The sequence below is a fragment of the Paraburkholderia sp. WS6 genome, assembly GCF_030464835.1.
GTDB classification, from domain to species: Bacteria; Pseudomonadota; Gammaproteobacteria; order Burkholderiales; family Burkholderiaceae; genus Paraburkholderia; species Paraburkholderia madseniana.
In genome coordinates this window covers 308,850-325,291 of the sequence record NZ_JALQCK010000003.1, presented here as the reverse complement: position 1 = coordinate 325,291, position 16,442 = coordinate 308,850, and the positions used below count along the sequence as shown (strand labels likewise).

At 61.2% G+C, this 16,442-nt stretch carries 15 protein-coding genes; 9 read left to right on the top strand and 6 right to left on the bottom strand.

Translation table 11 applies throughout. The annotated features are described in order from the left end of the window. Positions 1–91: 91 nt before the first annotated feature. The 4 genes from M0D64_RS05845 to M0D64_RS05830 all read right to left on the bottom strand — a co-directional run bounded on the left by M0D64_RS05845 (position 92) and on the right by M0D64_RS05830 (position 4,838). Positions 92–1,261 carry a porin gene (locus tag M0D64_RS05845; RefSeq protein WP_266241464.1) on the bottom strand — a complete coding sequence of 390 codons (1,170 nt, stop codon included), beginning with the start codon at positions 1,259–1,261 and terminating at the stop codon, positions 92–94. A gap of 611 nt (positions 1,262–1,872) precedes the next feature. Next, positions 1,873–3,201 carry an SUMF1/EgtB/PvdO family nonheme iron enzyme gene (locus tag M0D64_RS05840; protein WP_266256951.1) on the bottom strand — a complete coding sequence of 443 codons (1,329 nt, stop codon included), beginning with the start codon at positions 3,199–3,201 and terminating at the stop codon, positions 1,873–1,875. 131 nt (positions 3,202–3,332) lie between these two features. Further along, entirely contained in the window at positions 3,333–3,989 is a 657-nt protein-coding gene (locus M0D64_RS05835) for a helix-turn-helix domain-containing protein (RefSeq protein WP_154559129.1), read from the bottom strand. 381 nt (positions 3,990–4,370) lie between these two features. Continuing rightward, a complete protein-coding gene (locus tag M0D64_RS05830; protein ID WP_171928738.1) occupies positions 4,371–4,838 on the bottom strand; it encodes a universal stress protein in 468 nt (155 codons plus the stop codon). A 290-nt stretch (positions 4,839–5,128) separates the two neighbouring features. Here M0D64_RS05830 and M0D64_RS05825 point away from each other — a divergent pair, with 290 nt between their 5' ends. Then, positions 5,129–5,818 carry a FadR/GntR family transcriptional regulator gene (locus M0D64_RS05825; RefSeq protein ID WP_054040669.1) on the top strand — a complete coding sequence of 230 codons (690 nt, stop codon included), beginning with the start codon at positions 5,129–5,131 and terminating at the stop codon, positions 5,816–5,818. A gap of 80 nt (positions 5,819–5,898) precedes the next feature. On the opposite strand, the gene M0D64_RS05820 is transcribed toward M0D64_RS05825, so the two are convergent. After that, positions 5,899–6,492: an acyl-homoserine-lactone synthase gene (locus M0D64_RS05820; protein ID WP_093637295.1), complete on the bottom strand. Its 594-nt coding sequence runs from the start codon at positions 6,490–6,492 to the stop codon at positions 5,899–5,901. A gap of 154 nt (positions 6,493–6,646) precedes the next feature. Between M0D64_RS05820 and M0D64_RS05815 the strand changes: the two genes are divergently transcribed. Then, a complete protein-coding gene (locus M0D64_RS05815) occupies positions 6,647–6,964 on the top strand; it encodes an XRE family transcriptional regulator (RefSeq protein WP_154559127.1) in 318 nt (105 codons plus the stop codon). Here the strand turns inward: M0D64_RS05815 and M0D64_RS05810 are convergent. Beyond that, positions 6,948–7,652 (bottom strand): LuxR family transcriptional regulator, encoded by a 705-nt coding sequence (locus tag M0D64_RS05810; RefSeq protein WP_154559220.1) that lies wholly within the window; start codon positions 7,650–7,652, stop codon positions 6,948–6,950. The two genes, M0D64_RS05815 and M0D64_RS05810, sit on opposite strands and share 17 nt — an antisense overlap. A gap of 572 nt (positions 7,653–8,224) precedes the next feature. Here M0D64_RS05810 and M0D64_RS05805 point away from each other — a divergent pair. The 7 genes from M0D64_RS05805 (at position 8,225) to araD (ending at position 16,429) form a co-directional block, all read left to right on the top strand. Beyond that, positions 8,225–9,166 (top strand): dihydrodipicolinate synthase family protein, encoded by a 942-nt coding sequence (locus M0D64_RS05805; protein WP_266256950.1) that lies wholly within the window; start codon positions 8,225–8,227, stop codon positions 9,164–9,166. Positions 9,167–9,273: 107 nt separating this feature from the next. Further along, a complete protein-coding gene (locus tag M0D64_RS05800; RefSeq protein WP_266256949.1) occupies positions 9,274–10,218 on the top strand; it encodes an SMP-30/gluconolactonase/LRE family protein in 945 nt (314 codons plus the stop codon). Positions 10,219–10,503: 285 nt separating this feature from the next. Continuing rightward, positions 10,504–11,673: an extracellular solute-binding protein gene (locus tag M0D64_RS05795; protein WP_171928741.1), complete on the top strand. Its 1,170-nt coding sequence runs from the start codon at positions 10,504–10,506 to the stop codon at positions 11,671–11,673. Between the two features lie 142 nt (positions 11,674–11,815). Further along, the gene (locus tag M0D64_RS05790; RefSeq protein ID WP_266256948.1) at positions 11,816–12,895 is read left to right on the top strand and encodes an ABC transporter ATP-binding protein; all 1,080 of its coding nucleotides are present in this window, start codon (positions 11,816–11,818) and stop codon (positions 12,893–12,895) included. Continuing rightward, the gene (locus M0D64_RS05785) at positions 12,892–13,770 is read left to right on the top strand and encodes an ABC transporter permease (RefSeq protein WP_266256947.1); all 879 of its coding nucleotides are present in this window, start codon (positions 12,892–12,894) and stop codon (positions 13,768–13,770) included. The genes M0D64_RS05790 and M0D64_RS05785 overlap by 4 nt, the downstream gene beginning before the upstream one ends. Continuing rightward, positions 13,770–14,693 carry an ABC transporter permease gene (locus M0D64_RS05780; protein ID WP_266256946.1) on the top strand — a complete coding sequence of 308 codons (924 nt, stop codon included), beginning with the start codon at positions 13,770–13,772 and terminating at the stop codon, positions 14,691–14,693. The genes M0D64_RS05785 and M0D64_RS05780 overlap by 1 nt, the downstream gene beginning before the upstream one ends. Further along, positions 14,690–16,429, top strand: a complete 1,740-nt coding sequence (araD, locus tag M0D64_RS05775; RefSeq protein ID WP_266256945.1) for an L-arabinonate dehydratase — start codon at positions 14,690–14,692, stop codon at positions 16,427–16,429. Before M0D64_RS05780 ends, araD begins: the two co-directional genes overlap by 4 nt. Positions 16,430–16,442: the final 13 nt, after the last annotated feature.

Below are 16,442 nucleotides of genomic sequence, written 5' to 3'. Positions count from 1 at the left end.
GCATCGTCCTCTGAGCGCGCAGCACCGCTGCGCGCCCCCATTCCCAGAACTGGCCCGTTTCGTTGCATGCCCGGCACATGCAACAGGTCTTCTAGAACTTGTGACGCAGGCCGAGGTTGACCATTTCCTGCCTGCTGGTGCCTGCGTATCCGTACGAGCCGATCGAGGCTTGCGCCGCCGTTGTGCCGCCTGTGCCATTGCCGGTTTCGCCGCTCGCATGCTGATAGGCGGCGGTCACATACACATCGGTGCGCTTCGAAAGGGAATAGTCAGCGCCGAGCGAGACCTGGTGATACGTCGCGGAGGTATCGCCACTCGATTTTGTATAGCTGTAGCCCAGGCCGACCAGAAGGGCCTTGGTGGCTTGATAGTTCACGAATCCCTGACCCGTGTTGTACTTCTCGTTCGAAGCGAACACCGAAGCGCTGTCGCGGCGGTACTGCGAGTTGCTGTAGGCGGCCCCGAGCGTGAACTGCCCAAGCGTATATTGGCCTGCGACGCGGGCAATCCCGAGCGAGTGTGCGGTCTGGTATCCACTGTTGATCGGGCCATCGAACGTACCGTCCGACGTGCTGTTCCAACCCGCTGTCGGACTGCGTGGGCCCGCCGACGCTGGACTGTTCGCTGCATAGAAGTAACCGGCGGCGAGGGCGATCGGGCCATTGTTATAGGCGGCCGCCGCCGAATACGATTGCTCCGAGCCGGTGCTGCCCGCAATGCCGCCGAACGAGTACATCGCTTCAAACTGCAGACCCGACCAGACCGGCGACGTGTACTTGACCGCGTTGTTCACGCGGAAGCTGTTGTCGTAATTGTCGACGTCGCCCGCGGTTGCGAATGCGCTGCCGAAATAGTTGTCCTCGGTGATGCCCTGTACGAGATCGATCAGCGGATCGTACTGGCGGCCGAGCGTCACGGAACCCAGCGAATCGCTCGTCAAACCGACGTAGGCCTGCCGCCCGAATAGCCGGCTGCCTTGCCCCAGTTTGCCGGTGCTCGGATCGAAACCGTTTTCGAGCTGGAAGATGGCCTTCAGGCCGGCGCCAAGATCTTCCGTTCCCTTGAGGCCCCAACGTGTACCCGACAGATTGCCTGCACTACTGTTACCGAGAGCCCAGAGATTCTTGTCGCCCTGTGCGTTGTGCACGTAGGTCAGCGACGTGTCGATCGTGCCGTACAAGGTCACGCTGCTTTGCGCATGCGCGGCGCCGGCGGACGTGAGCGCGGCCAGCGAAATTATCGAAAAGGTGGTGCGTTTCATCTCATCTCCTGCGTTGGACGTCAATCCTCATGCAGAGAGACTAATCGCGTAAAACAATAATGTAAAAAGTTGAAATACAGATCGTGTCCGATATGCGACACCTGACAATTAACTATCCTTTCAATTAATGAAAAACAGAGTTGACCTTATCAAGGAATATGTCCGAAATAGCCTGAAATTCGGCCGAATTCCGTCCCGCGAAAGCAGAAAGCATGCTTGCCGTTTGCCGTATCCGTAGACAGCCGATGCCCACGCTTAACGCGGCTTCGGCCGGATTTTTTTGTCGGAAGCGTTCGCCGAACTGGGCGGTTTGCTCACAGCCGATGCCCAGAAGATAGCGTTCCGCCCAAGCATTGCTGCCTGGGCGCTCAGCAACCGTCTGAAGAAAGCGAGCCCTTGCGGCGTACCAGGGAAGCGCTTAAGGGCTCTGGGTTATGGTCCCCGTCAGGGGAATCCCGAGCAGCGTCTTTTCAATTGGGTACGACGGCGGCCGACGGTTTGACCGCGTAACGTTCGCGGCCAAATTTAAAGCGATAGCTGATTCTGGTTGTGAAGTTAACCGATAGATGATCTTTTTTGGATTAAGGTGACAGGTGATTTTGGGTATCAGCTTATGCTTTATTCGTCAACGCCTTCACACACCGAAAGCCCGCGTACACATATTGGTAATGCGGTTGAAACCAGTTCCGGAAAGCCGGCCGCAACATGCATTGCGCGGTGCGTGCCGAACCGCCTTTGATCACGTAGTGCTGCCCGTCGAAAAAGTTGGCGGAGTAGCCCGGATAAAACGGAAACGCTTCAAAACCCGGCAGTGCGTCGAACACCGTTGAGGTCCACTCCCAGCCATTGCCGAATTGACCTTCCACGCCGAACGCGCTGACGTTGTCCGGATATGCGTCGACCGGCTGCGGGTCCCAGCTACGAAAATCGAAATTTCCCGATGCGGCGTGCGGTGCGCAATGTGTGGCGCGTTGCCATTGCGCTTCGCTGGGGAGCGTCTTGCCGGCCCAGCGCGCGTAAGCGCTGGCTTCGGCGTGGCTCACGTACGCGGGCCAGTCGAGCGGTAACGGCACTTCGTCGAACATCGTGCGCAGCATCCATGCGCTGTTCTGATCGCTCCCGGTTTGCTGCGACCAGCAGGCGGGATGCTCGATATGTTCGGCTTCTTTCCAGGCCCAATCCTTTTCCGTCCACCACTTCGGTTCGCGATAGCCGCCCGCTTCGATAAACGCCCGAAACGCGCCGTTCGTCACCATATGACGGTCGATCTCGAACGCCGGCACGTCGACGCGCTTTTCGCCGAACTCGTTGTCCCAGCCGAAATGGCCACTTTCGCGCGACATGCCGAGCACCGTTGCGCCAGCCGGCACGCTGACCATCGACGACAACGCCGGCCGCGGCTCAGGACGCGTCAGCATCGGTTCCCGCAACCCGGTGACCTTCTGCGCAAGCGGCAACTGATGCAGCATGTACGCGAGCGTTTCGGCATGCATCAGCCGATGCTCGATCGCGACGTTCAGCAACTGCTCGGACGCGTCAGCATGGGCGCCCTTGCGGCCGACGCGGGCGGAGTCGCTCAGCGCGTCGAGTTCGCGGTCGATCTGCTCGCGTGCGCGCAACCCGTAGGCGCGCACGGCGTCGAGCGAGGGCCAGTCGCTGGGTTGATCGGTCGGAAAGCCGCCGTCGACAGGATCGATGCCGAAAGCGAAGAGTTGGTCGAGGTGAGGATCGAATGCCGGCAGATCGCAGAGGCGCTGATCGAAAAGATTACGATCGAAAGCTTCCAGATGGCCGACGTAAAACACGATCCGGTGGCGCTCACGGATCGGCCGTTCGTACAGAAATTCGGGTTTGACGATAGAAAACAATGCGTCGGTAATCTGACGCGCGTCGATCAGACGCTGGACGAGCGGGTGATGCGGGGCGGGGTCGCGATTCATTTCGCCAGGTCTCCTTGCGGGGGACGGACTAAAGACTGTACCCGCTCGCAGGAGCCATGCCAAGACGAATGCGCGCTAAAAAACGGATAGCCGGGGACGTGGCGGCGCGGGCCAGGTCCTGCGCGTACGGCTTACACCTTCTGCAAGCCCTCCAGATCGACGATCCGGATGTGTTTGCCTTGTGTGTCGATCAGGCCGCGCTTTTGAAATCTTGACAGGGTGCGGCTCACGGTTTCGAGCGTCATGCCGAGGTAGCTGCCCATGTCCTCGCGCGTCATGCGCAAATTGAATTCCGCCGATGAATAGCCGCGTTGCGCGTTGCGCTCCGACACGTCGAGCAGAAATGCCGCCACGCGTTCGTCCGCCGAAAGGGAGCCGAGCACCATCATCTGCCCGGCTTCGCGGACGATCTGTTCGCCCAGCAGTTTGTGCAGGCGGTCCTGCATCGAACTGATTTCACGGCACAGGGATTTGAGGGCGGGGTAGGGAACGATACACACGGTGCTGTCTTCAAGCGCGACGGCGCTGCATGCATGTACGTCTTCGCTGATACCGTCGAGGCCGAGCGCTTCGCCGGCAAGGCGCAACCCTGTGACCTGTTCGCGGCCGTCACGGTGGGCCATGACGGTTTTCATGGAGCCGGAACGCACGGCGTAAATATTGTCGAAGCGGTCGCCGCTGCGGTACAGCGCTTCGCCGCGCTGCACGGAGCGCGCGCTGCAAATGAGCGCTTCGAGTTTCGTTAGTTCTTTGGGCGACAAGCCTTGCGGCATGCAGAGCGCCCGCATCGAACAACTCGAACAACGAGCGGCGGTGCGCGCAGTTGCCCTCACCGGCGCGGCACGACGGCCGCCACGCGCCGGCGACGGGATCGGAATGGAATCGGCAGCGCCGGCGGAGCGAGTCACAGCGGTAGGAGTAGGCATGTTCTGCAACCATTTGTCAGAGTAACAACTGATTGTCCCACCGCCCATGCCCCCCGTTTAGCGACAAAATGACGCGTTCGCGCGGTTAGGCATCTTGAGCGATGTCACGCTCGCATTGCTGCTTGTGGTTATGGACTGCTATGTATCGTGGCGAGCATGCTCTGCTCTGATTCTGGAGATATAGCGCTGCGCGTGCCGCCCGATACGGCAAGCACACGCTTTGCAATGTGGGTCACCACACGTTCAGGCGTCTCCACTGACCTTGCCGGCCGCGGAGGGGATCAGCAGTACAGGCAAGGTCGCCTGACGCACGCAGCGCTCTGCGACGCTGCCGAGAATCAGGCGCTGAAAACCGCGCCGGCCATGCGTGCCCATCACCAGCAGATCGGCGTTGAAGTCGGCGGCAGCTTTTAGCACGACCACCGAAACGTCGTCGAGCGAGGAGGCTTCGCCCACGATGAGCTCCCCCTTGACGCCTTTCGCTGCCATGGCCTGGGCGAATTCCGCGCAGAGTTCCTTGCCCTCTTCGACGAGGCGGTTGCGCAGAATGGACGGGTCATAACCGGGCGCTTCGAAATACATCGGGGTGTTTTCGACGACGTAGAGCGGCTGCATGACAGCGCCGGTGGATTTCGCCAACGCGAGCGCTGCTTCGAATGCGCGGCGCGAGGTGTGGCTGCCGTCGACCGCTACGAGGATGCGTGTGTACATATCGACTCCGCGTCTGAAGGATTGGGATGCCGCGGCCATTGCGCACGGCCGGGCTCATTGACGATTTATCTCCGATACCAGCGTAAATGATCGCTGAAAAAGGTGCATCCTGTCAGGATGTAAATCAAACACTTGTCAAATTTTGCGATAGCGGCGCGTCACCCGGCAAACACCGTGCAGCAGGCGTTTGCGGCATTCCTGTCAAGCCGGGGTGCCTATGTTAAATCAAGATAGGGTCAGGTTTGCCTTACAATCAGGACCTACTCAGACAAGCTGCTTCAGCACCGCTGATGAACGAGCGCAAAACGACGGGCTTGCCCGACAAGATCTACGGCGACATCCTCAATCGCATTCTTGAAGGCGAGTACAAGGAAGGCGAGCGGCTGCCTACCGAGCATGCGCTAGCCGAACGCTTTGCGACGTCGCGGCCCACTGTACGCGAGGCTTTGGCGCGCTTACGCGCGGACGGGATCATCATGACGCGGCACGGTTCGGGCACCACGGTCGCGCGGCGGCCGGACCCGGATGTGCGGCGGTTCGCGCCGCTCGAAACGCTGTCCGACATCCGCCGCTGTTATGAATTTCGCATCGTGACCGAAGCGGGCGCGGCCGAACAGGCCGCGCTCAAGGCCGATGCGGACGACATCGCCGCGATCCAGCATGCGTGGGACCAACTGGAACGCATCATCGAAACCCGGGGCATCGGCGCGCAGGACGATTTCATGTTCCACCTGGCGGTGGCGCGCGCCTCGAAGAACCCGTTTTTCATCACGGTCATGTCGTTCATCGAAGAACAGATTCTGTTCAGCATGAATCTGTCGCGCAATCTTTCGCTCGTGAAAACGGTGGAGCGGCAGCGGCTCGTGCAGGCCGAACATATGGCCGTGCTCGAGGCGATCCGCCGTAAGGACGGCCCTGCAGCGGGGAAGGCGATGCGCGCGCATCTCGAGAATGCGCTCGAGCGGATGTTCGGTTCCTGATATCCCGCGTGTCTCCGCCGCGGGTCGCAAAGATCAGGTAACCGGGTCACCGCAACCGCGGCCCCAGTGGTGCCCTGCCGTCAGGCGGCGGCAGCCATCGGCCCGAACAGGGCGGTGCGGGTCTTCGGACTGACCGCGATATCCAGCGCCACGGCCCGTTCCACGCCGATCTGCAGGGGTGACCCGAGCCGGCTGATGTCGATCCCGGTCTTGCGCAGGAGCCGTTCGATCGGCGTGGTGGTCACCGTGACATAGCGGGTGATGCCCATCCGGTCGGCGAACGTCACGAGTTCGTGAATCGCCTGCATCGTCAGGTCGGCAAAGCCGAACGACTGTTCCTCGCCGCTGGTTTCGATCGCAAACCGGCTCAGTTCCCAGATATGCCGCCCGACCGGTGCATCCGCGCCATGGAGCAATTGCGGGAAGGTGTCCTTCAGCATGTTCGGCCCTTCCGTCGGCATCAGGCGCCAGCAGCCCCGTACGTGCCGATCGTCGCCCTGAATCAGCATGTAGTGCGGCCCGAGCGCGTCGTAGCCGTCGATTTCCATGCCCGCGATGGTCGGGATGTCCCACCCGAGCCGCCCGTGAAACACCCGGGCCCGCAGGCGGTACATCTCGTTGATGTCCGCGTTGTCGAATTCCTGCCGCATTCCAATCCGGATTGCTGTTTGCATGACGTTCTCCTGAACGTGTTGGGGTACCCAATACGCAAGAAAACTTATGCATTTTGAATCTTTCCGCCACCTACCTACCTGGATAGGTGTGCATGCTTATCGGATAACGCAGAATTCGAGATAAGCCTCAGCCCTCAACCGACGGGACACAAAAATGGAACTTCTCGAAAACCACTGGCAAGCGCAACCTTCGGTCCAAACCCGCCCGGCAGAGCCGTCATCGGCGGTGGATCGTGTTCTGATCATTGCCTACCGCAAGAAGAAGAAGGAGAGCCAGCGCCGCTTCTGGGCACGCTTTGGCGTGACGCAGTCGCGTGGCAGCCGGTTCGAATCGGGTGCCGAAATTCCGGCGCCAGTGTCGATCCTGCTGGGCCTCTACTTCACCAAAACCGTTTCCGACGCCGATCTGGGACGGGCTGAGCGGGTGCTGTACAGCCGCGACGCCGTCGCCTTGCTCAACCCGGGTCAATAAGCCCCAACTGCGTGGCGATCACGGCCGCCGCGCGCCGCGAATTCACACCGAATTTCGTCCTGATGTTCTTCATGTGGAAGTTCACAACGGCTTCCGAGCAGCTCAGGATATGGGAGATTTCCCAGGTGGATTTGCCGCGCGCGGTCCATTTCAGACATTCGCGTTCGCGCGGCGTCAGCTTGGGCAATAAAGTCTGAGTGTGCGTATTCAAATGGCGCTGACTGGTATCGATCACCAGATCGCGCAATAACACCAGATTCGGCAACGCGACGTTGATGTGACGCCAGAACGCGTCGGTCGGATTGCTGTCATTGACGAAGCACATCATGCCGGCTTCCTGGTTCGGCCCATGAATCGGCAACGTCACACCGGAGCGCAGGCCGTGCGCGCGGGCTTCCTCATACATCGACTGCTGCGGTGCGGTCGTAAAAATGTCCGGCGACCAGATCAGCGGCGCGGCGCGTGTCGCGCAATGCGAGACAGTCGGGTCGATATGGACGAGCCCCTGCTCGTCGTAGGTGCGTCGCCAGGCCGGTGCGTAGGTGCTCCGCACATAGGCGTCTTCAAGGCGAATGGTCGGGCGCGGCAGCATGGCAATCAAAAGCCTGTCGAAGCCCCATGTGTCGGCCAGGCCCGCGATCGCGCCGAACCATTCCGCTTCATCTGCGGCGTTCAGTAGCGGCGCCATTTCCTCGATAAAATGTAGCGACAATTTGGTTCTCTCAGACTCGCAAACGTCCCGTTGCGGTTAATTGCGGTACGGCGATCCGTCCGGCTGTTTTTATCTTCACAATCTATCACTAAAAATTATTTTGCAAGCCAAGGGTGATTTCTAAAGAAACGCCACCAGCGCTAGTTCTGCAACCAGGCGAACGAATTACTCCTTATATCGGATTTCTTCGACCTGATTAACATTCACGGGTCGATAAAGTGGGTAATTTTCTCGTAGTGGCCTTTTTGATGCATTTGATTTGCAACATTATTGTCAAACCACTTTGAATGACCGTGCGTGTCGAAATTCCGGACAAAACCACGCTAATTACCCAATTGACGATTTCCACCTGGCCCTTTGCCATTCTCTAACACCCGCCTGTCGCCGTCTATTGTCATACGAAAGCGACGTACCGGACTTTGCCGGCTTTGGCTTCTTCGCATCGACTTCGACTCAAGATGGCGCGATGACATCTTACTCAGGTTGTTTGACAACATTGCGAACCCAGTGCTAACTTGAACGCCCAGTCCCCGTGCGTTTGAGGCGTCATGAACGAATCCCCGATTCTCGACAGTGAGTTCGTCGCGTCGGTGATAGCTGTGCCACCGCTTGCACGCCGCGCCGACTACACGCTGGACGCCGCCGAAAATCGCGCGCTGATCCGCCACATCGAGGCTGGCGGCGTGCGCACCTTGCTGTACGGCGGCAATGCGAACCTCTATCACGTGGCCGTCAGCGAGTATCGGGACTTGCTGGATCTACTGGCCGACGCAGCGGGTGGAGGCACGCGCGTAATCCCGTCAATCGGTCCTGACTACGGGAAAATGGTCGATCAGGCCCGTATCCTTGCGCAAACCCGCTACCGTACGGCGATGGTGTTGCCGCTGAGCGGTTTTACGACGTCCGAAGGCGTGGAGGCGGGGCTCACGCGCGTCGCCGAGGCGGCGGGCATGCCGCTCACCCTGTACATCAAGAGCGAAAACTACGTGGAGCTCGACACGCTCGCGCGATTGATCGAGCGCGGCACGCTGCTGGCCGTCAAATACGCGATCGTCCGCGACAATCCTGCGGATGATCCGTATCTGCGCCGGCTTGTGCAATCCGTGCCTGCGGCGAAGGTCGTGTCGGGCATGGGCGAGCGGCCTGCGCTCGTCCATCTGCGCGAGTTCGGTCTGGCCGCATGGACGACGGGTTCGGGATGCATTGCGCCGCGCATGGTCATGGCCCTGCTGCAAGCCGTCAGAACCGGTGATACCGACAAGGCGCAGCGTCTCTATGACGCGTTCCTGCCACTCGAAACCCTGCGTGACGAAATCTCGCTGATCCGCGTGCTGCACGATGCGGTCACGTTCTCGAAGATTGCCGACATGGGGCCGATCCTGCCGCTACTCAGTTCGACGCCGCCCGAACATCATGCGAAGATCGATCATGCGACGCAGGTCCTGCTCGCGTTGGAGCGTCGGTTCGCGCAGAAGCCGGCATCGCATTGACCTCGCAGCGGCCCCGATTACAGGTGCGTGCGCGGCGCGCCGGCGTGCAGGACACAACGCGCTTCGACTCGCTTTCCCCCTCAACTTCCATCGTTCAAAGCCTACGCATGATCGACACCAGCCGACGCTATCCCGATCCCTCCATTCGCGTTCTCGATCCGCGCTTCAGGTCGCTGATCCTGGCGTCTGCTTCCGTCGAGTGTCTGTATCAGGGCGCGCGCTGGTCGGAAGGGCCGGTCTGGTTCGGCGACGGCCGTTATCTGCTGTGGAGCGACATCCCCAATGACCGTATCCTGCGCTGGGATGAAACTAGCGGCGCGGTGACCACGTTTCGCCAGTCGTCGAACAATGCGAACGGCCACACGCGCGACCGCCAGGGCCGCCTCGTGACCTGCGAGCACTTGACGCGGCGCGTCACGCGGACCGAGTACGACGGTTCGATTACCGTGCTCGCCGACCGTTACCTCGGCAAGCGTTTCAACTCGCCGAATGACGTGATCGTGAAGTCGGACGGTTCGATCTGGTTTAGCGATCCGACCTTCGGCATCGACAGCTTTTATGAGGGCGAGCGGCAGGAGTCGGAACTGCCCGCGTGTGTTTACCGCATCGACGGCCAATCGGGCGAGGTGACCATGGTCGCCGACGACGTGCTGGGTCCGAATGGCCTCGCGTTTTCGCCGGACGAGTCTGTGCTGTACATCGTCGAATCGCGTGGCGTGCCGCGCAAGATTCGCGCGTTTGATGTCGACGCCAGCGGCGAGCGCGCAGTACCGTCGAACAACCGCGTGCTGATCGACGCCGGCCCGGGCACGCCGGACGGCTTTCGCGTCGACACACACGGCAATCTCTGGTGCGGCTGGGGCATGGGCACCGACGAACTCGACGGCGTGCGCGTCTTCACGCCGCAAGGCGAGCCGATCGGCCATATCGCATTGCCGGAGCGCTGCGCGAATGTGTGCTTCGGCGGACGCCATCGCAACCGGTTGTTCATGGCGGCGAGCCACGGCTTGTATTCGGTGTATGTGAATACGCAGGGCGTCCAGGGCGGGTGAGCGCGCAAGGCGTGCGGGCAGCCTGAGTGCGCAGTGCAAGTGCAGGTTGCTTGACAACTAGCTGCCCGACTTGCTTGCCGACTCCGGGTTTGCCCTTGGATAACGCGAGCAAACCGTTGAATTACAAGGATTCCCCGCAAAAAAAGCCAATTTTCCGGGCAAAACCCGGTGGCGAGTATTTGCTTGACATCGGCAGTTCCGCTTCGCTATGTTCCATTGGTAGAGCGACACCGCCAGCAGCGCATCTGGCCGGCGGACTTCCATACCAAGAAGCGAGGAGACGCAATGACTGTTTCAGGCAGGTTGGCGCTCAGGCTGGTGTCCGTAAGTCTCGTGGCAAGCGCCGCATTGGGATCCACCGCGCATGCGGCCGATCCGGTAACGCTAAATATCGTCGACGTAGCCGGCGACCTTCAACTCACGCAGAAGGGTTTCGAAGCCTTCAAGGCGAAGTATCCGAATCTCGTCGCCAATCTCACGTTCACCAACGCGCCCGCGCCGCAGTTGCCCGGCAAGATCAAGGCGATGCAGGCCGCTGGCCGCTCCGACATCGATCTCGTCTTGACGGGCACCGACGCACTGGCCGCCGGCATCGAACAGAATCTCTGGATGAAGCTGTTGCCGGACAATGCGGCGGCATTCCCCGGCGTGCTCGACAAATACGCGCCCGGTCCGCGCAAGATGCAGGACCTGGCACAAGGCTTCGGTCTCGAGGTCGCCTATATGCCGGCCGGTCCGTTGCTTGAATACAACCCGGCCAAAGTGACTGATCCGCCCAGAACGCCTGAGCAACTTCTGCAATGGTGCAAGGCGCATCCGGACAAGCTGATCTACGCGCGGCCGGCGAACTCCGGTCCGGGCCGCACGTTCCTGATGGGCCTGCCTTACGTGCTCGGCGACAAGGATCCGCAAGATCCGATTCACGGCTGGGACAAGACGTGGGCTTTCCTCAAGCAATTGAACGATTGCATTCCTTACTATCCCGGCGGCACATCGGCGGTGATGAAAGAACTCGGCGAGGGTACGCGCGACATGACCGTGACGGTGACCGGCTGGGACATCAACCCGCGCGCGCTCGGCATTGTGCCGGCGGAATTCCGCGTGCAGGCATTCGACAACATGACGTGGGTGAACGACGCGCACTTCATGGTGATTCCGAAGGGTGTGCCGAAGGAAAAGCTCGACGTAATCTACAAGCTGATGAACTTCATGCTCGAACCGGCGCAGCAGGCCATGACCTATGACGATGGCTACTTCTATCCCGGGCCGGCGATCAAGGGCGTGAGTGTCGAGCAGGCGCCCGCGCACAGCCAGGATGTGCTGACGAAATATGGTCGGCCCGAGTACGCGAAGCTGCTGGCCGAGCGTCCGCATGTCTTGCCGCTGAATGCGGCTGCAATGGTCGCGGCTTTCAAGAAGTGGGACAGCGACGTCGGCGCGCAGAAGACCAAGTAGCCACTGAGTGAGTCCGTGCACGAGCCCATTCGGTCCGCAGAGGTTCGCGTGCCATGCACGCAGGAAGCCGGCACGAAGCATCACGCGTCTCTGTTCGATTGAGCCTTCGCGATTCGAGCGTCACGCGCATCAGGAAACCGCCATGAAGCATCACTTTGAGCAGTTGCGGCTCGATTCGGTGAGCCGCAGTTTCACGAATGCGGAAGGCCAGGCAGTCGCGGCGCTGCAAGGGCTCGATCTGAATATCCAGCGTGGCGAGTTCATTGCGTTGCTCGGACCTTCGGGTTGCGGAAAATCGACGGCGCTCAATTGCATCGCCGGCTTGCAGCCCTTGAGCAGCGGCGGCATCTGGCTCGACGATAAACGCATCGACGTGCTGCCGCCGGAAAAGCGCGGCTTCGGCATGGTGTTCCAGAACTACGCCCTCTTTCCGCATATGAGCGTGCTGGATAACGTCGGCTTTGGATTGAAGATGCGTGGCGTCGGTAGGAGCGAGGCAGTGCGCCGGGTGCGCGAAGCATTGCAGCTCGTACAACTGGTCGGTCATGAGCGCAAGCTGCCCGGACAACTGTCGGGCGGTCAGCAGCAGCGGGTGGCGATTGCGCGGGCGATCGTGATCGAACCGCCACTGATTCTGATGGACGAACCGCTGTCGAATCTCGATACGAAGCTGCGCATCGAAATGCGTGCTGAGATTCGCCGCATCCATAGTAAGCTCGAACGCGCGACGCTCTACGTGACGCACGATCAGGACGAAGCGCTTTCCATGGCCGATCGCATCGTCGTGATGAAAGAGGGTGTGGTGCAGCAGATCGGCACGCCGAAAGAGGTCTACACGCGGCCGCAAAACTTGCACGTCGCGCGTTTCATGGGCTATCGAAACGTAGCCGAATTCACGCTCGAAGGCACGCAAGGCGATGGGGTTGCGGTGAGCGCGAATGGTGTGCGTCTGATCGGCACGCCGATGGCCGGTTTCAACAGCAAGCGCGTGAGCGTCGCGCTGCGCCCCGAGGATATGGAGCTCGCGGCGTCCGGCGCGGAAAACGCCTTTGACGCGTTGGTGAACACAGTGGAATACGGCGGGCACGATTCACTGCTGCGGGTGAAGACCGCGTTCGGCGATTTGTGGGCGCGCATCGCGGGCGAATTCGAAGAGGGCGAACGCATCAGTCTGCGCGTGCCGCCCTCACGTACGCTCGTCTATGACGGAGAGGCTGCTTGAACACGCCCACGCTGTCGCCGCCGCTCGCACCGCGCGACGCCAAGGTGTGGCTGGTCGCGCCGGCTTTGATTTTCATCGTGGCGTTGTTCATCTATCCGTTTGCGTATGGTTTAGTGCTGTCGTTCCGGCCGATGAACGGCGGCGGCCTGTGGGGCAACTATCTGACGTTCTTCACCGACACGTCGATGTGGCCGACCATTCTCGTCACGCTCAAGCTCGCCGTGCCCGCGACACTGATCAATGTAGGCGTGTCGGTTCCGGTGGCGTTTGCGCTGCGCCGCAATTCGTCCTATCAGAAACTCGTCACGACGCTGCTGGTGATTCCTGTCACGCTCGGCACCGTGCTGATCGCCGACGGCATGCTCACGTATTTCGGCCCGAATGGCTGGTTTCCCCAGGCATTGCAAGGATTGCATCTCTACACCAATGAAGTGCGTCTGACGCATAACTTCTGGGGCGTGCTGATTTCGCTGATCGTGTCGGGTTTTCCGTTTGCGTTTCTGCTGACGCTGTCCTACGTGACCGGCATCGATCCGACGCTCGCGAGCGCTGCCGCCACGCTCGGCGCGAGCCCGTGGCAGCAGTTCCGTCGGATCTATTTGCCGCTGCTGGTCCCTGGATTAACGATGGCCGCCTGTTTGTCGTTCGTGCAGGCGTTCTCGGTGTTTCCATCGGCGGTGCTGCTGGGTGCGCCCGCCGGCCCGACGCGTGTGATGTCGATCGCCGCAGCCGAAGCCGCGTTCGAAAGCTACGATTATTCGCTTGCTTCGGCGATCGCAATGGTGATGGGCTTCGTACAACTGCTGGTGGTCGCCGCGATGCTCGGCGCGCGCCGCTTCTTCTACAGCGGTCCGGTGACGGGAGGCAAAGGCTGATGGCTAGCGATCGCCACGCCGCGCATCCTTCGTGGTCCGCGTCGAAGGAAAACAACGACGGCGCCCAGCAACCCAGCAAGCGCGTGAAGCAGCGCGCCAGCGTGCCGGGCCGCATCTGGCAGGTGCTGGTGTGGGGCGCGATGGTGTTCTTTCTCGTCAACGTGGTGTTGCTGATTGCGACAGTCGCGGTGAATTCGCTGGCGACCCGCTGGTTCGGCACCTTGTTGCCGCAAGGTTTCACGCTGCATTGGTACGCGCAGGCGTGGAGCGATTTTCAGCTCGCGAGCGTGTTGTGGGTCACCGTCGAAGTGGTCGGCGCCGTGGTGGTGTTGTCGGTTGTACTCGGCGTGCCCGCGGCGTATGCGCTCGCCCGCGTGCAGTTTCGCGGCAAGCGCATGGCGATGCTGATTTTCCTGTTGCCCCTGATGGTGCCGCCCGTGACATACGGCATTCCGATGGCAACCGTGATGTACAAAGTCGGCCTTGCGGGCACCTTGAGCGGCGTGATCCTTGCGAATCTCGTGCCGGCGCTGCCGTTCGTGATTCTGGTGATGACGCCGTTCATCGAGCAGATCGATCCCAATCTCGAAGCGGCGGCGCGCATTTTCGGCGCGAACACGTTCCGCTTTTTCCGCTACGTGCTGCTGCCCCTGCTGGTGCCCGGCATGCTGGCGGCCGGGCTGCTCGTACTGGTGCGCACCATCGGCATGTTCGAGCTGACTTTCTTTACAGCGGGCCCCGCGACGCAAACGCTCGTGGTCGCCTTGTACTACGCTGTATTTTCAACCGGCGTGCGCGCACCACAATCGATCGACGCGATGGCGATGATCTACATGGCGATCACGTTGATCTGGGTGCTGATCGCGCTGCAATTCGTCAGCCCGACGCAGATCGTGTCGCGCGTGAAGGAGCAAAGACGTTGACGAAGCGAAAGAAACCCGAAGAACTGCGCAGCCACCGCTGGTACGGCTTAAACGATCTGCGCTCGTTCGGCCACCGCTCGCGTACCGCGCAAATGGGCTATAGCCGCGAGGAATACGCGGGCAAACCGGTGATCGCGATCCTCAACACATGGAGCGAGATCAATACTTGCCACACGCATTTCAAGCAACGTGTCGAGGAAGTGAAACGCGGCATCTGGCAGGCAGGTGGCTTTCCGGTCGAACTGCCCGTGCAGACGCTCGCCGAGCCGTTCCAGAAGCCCACCACGATGCTCTATCGCAACTTCCTCGCGATGGAAGCCGAGGAGACGCTGCGTTCGTATCCTGCCGATGGCGTCGTGCTGATGGGCGGTTGCGACAAGACCACGCCCGCCTTGCTGATGGGCGCGATCTCGATGGATCTGCCGGCGATCTTTCTGCCGGCCGGTCCGATGCTGCGCGGCAACTGGAACGGCGTGACGCTGGGCTCCGGATCGGACAGTTGGAAGTATTGGGCCGAGTTGCGCGCGGGCACAATTACCGAAGCGGACTGGCAAGGTATCGAAGGCGGTATCGCTCGCTCGCCGGGTCACTGCATGACAATGGGCACCGCGTCGACCATGACGAGCGCTGCCGAAGCGCTCGGCTTCACGTTGCCCGGATTTGCCTCCATTCCCGCAGTGGATTCGCGGCACGCGCAGATGGCGGCGAAAACCGGCATGCGTATCGTCGAGATGGTATGGGAGGACCTGAAGCCATCCGACCTGATCACCGCCGGTTCAATCGATAACGCCGTGACCACCTGCCTCGCGCTCTCTGGTTCGACCAACGCGATCGTGCATATGATCGCGCTCGCACGCCGCGCCGGCGTCGAACTGACGCTTGATCGCTATGACGACATCTCGCGCCGCACGCCGGTGCTGGCGAACGTTCGTCCGACCGGCGCGTATCTGATGGAGGACTTTTTCTACGCGGGCGGATTGCCGGCCATGCTTGCTGAACTGGGCGACCTGATCGACCGCTCGCAGAAAACGGTGAATGGCCGCACGCTCGGCGAAAACCTCGAAGGCGCGACGATTTTCAACGACGAGGTGATCCGCCGCCGCAGCGCGCCGCTCCTGCCCAATAACGGTCTCGCGGTGCTGCGCGGCAATCTCGCGCCCGACGGCGCCGTGATCAAACCCGGTGCCGCCGAGCCGCGCTTGCTCGTGCACACCGGCCGCGCCGTGGTGTTCAAGGACTACAACGACATGGCCGCGCGCATCGACGACGAAGCGCTCGACATCGACGAGACCTGTGTGATCGTGCTGCAGCACGCGGGGCCGGTGGGGGCGCCAGGCATGCCCGAGTGGGGGCAACTACCGATCCCGCGGAAACTGCTGCAAAAGGGCGTGCGCGATATGGTGCGTATCTCGGATGCGCGGATGAGCGGGACGAGCTACGGCGCGTGCGTATTGCACGTCGCGCCGGAGTCGTTTATCGGCGGCCCGCTTGCGCTGGTGCAGAGCGGCGATCTGATCGAGCTGGACGTGCCGCGGCGCAAGCTCAACATGCTCGTGCCGGAGGAAGAACTGGCGCGCCGCAAGGCCGCCTGGGTCAGACCCGAGCCGCGGTTTACGCGCGGCTATGGCGCCTTGCATCAGGTGCACGTGCTGCAGGCGAATAAAGGCTGCGACTTCGATTTCCTGCAGCGCGGCGGCGCGCGGACGGATGCAAGCGGCGAGCCGGAGATTCACTGAGCGTTCTTAAGGC